The following is a 980-nucleotide window of genomic DNA, read 5'->3' as shown; positions in this document are numbered from 1 at the left end:
AGCCGAGATAGCAGCTCTCGGGGTCCATCTCGGCGGCCGGCGGCATCGCTTCGGCGAGCGTCGTGAGGTCGATGATCTCGCCGAGCGAGGCCAGGTAGCGCAGCAGCGACAGCGGGTCGACGCCGCCTTTCATGACTTCGGGTCCGAAGCGCACCGAGACGTGCCAGGCGTCGGTCTCGACGATGCCGCCGCCCGAGCTTTCGACCGGGCCGGCGTGTTCGACCGGCGCGCTGGCGACCGGAGTGGCGCCGGCTGCGTCACCGCCGAGGAACTGTTCGGTCAGTCGTGCGAGCAGCGCGTCGCCGCGCGCCTGCACGGCGGCGTCGGGCTGCGCGCCGGCGACCAGGGTGTCGAGCAGCGTGCCCAGGTGGTCGCAGCATTGGAGCAGGATCGTCGCCAGTTCGCCGCTGACGGCGATTTCACCGTTGCGCAGCTTGTCGAGGACGTTCTCGACCTTGTGCGTGAAGGCTTCGATGAAGGGGCATTCGACGACGCCCGAGCCGCCCTTGATGGTGTGCGCGGCGCGGAAAATGGCGCCCAGGTTGTCGGCGTCGTCGGGCGACTGCTCGAGCTTGAGCAGGCCGTCTTCCATGGCCAGCAATTGGTCGCGGCTTTCATTGACGAAGGTGCTGGTCAGTTCGTCCATCGGGGGGGGTTCCTCGTTCTTGCGTGGGTCGCGTGGGGTTCAGGTGTTGGCGGGGGGGACCATCGGGTCGCCGAAGACGCCGGACAGATTGCAGAACTTCATGGTCATTTCCTCGTGGGGGCGCTTGTGGCGCGGTTCAGAACAGTTCGACGTTGCCCGACGAAACGGTGGGCAGCGTCCTCGGGGCCGTGGTTCGACGGCCATTCCGGCGCGCCTGGCTGCGGGGTGCGGGGCCAGCAATGGTCAGTGGGAGAGCGCATTGAAATGGAAGGGTCGCTAAGAATTGATAAGTAGATTATCATTTTTTAGCGACACGTCAACTTCATTTTCTGAA

1 protein-coding gene is annotated in these 980 nt (G+C 65.4%); it reads right to left on the bottom strand.

Translation table 11 applies throughout. The features are described from left to right. Window positions 1-646: Hpt domain-containing protein (locus CAPSK01_RS08820; RefSeq protein ID WP_034925343.1), on the bottom strand; the 646-nt coding region annotated here is incomplete at its 3' end. Window positions 647-980: the final 334 nt, after the last annotated feature.

It is taken from the genome of Candidatus Accumulibacter vicinus (assembly GCF_000584955.1).
GTDB classification, from domain to species: domain Bacteria; phylum Pseudomonadota; class Gammaproteobacteria; order Burkholderiales; family Rhodocyclaceae; genus Accumulibacter; species Accumulibacter vicinus.
The sequence above is the reverse complement of the archived record's forward strand: the minus strand, read 5'-3'. Positions and strand labels throughout refer to the sequence as shown.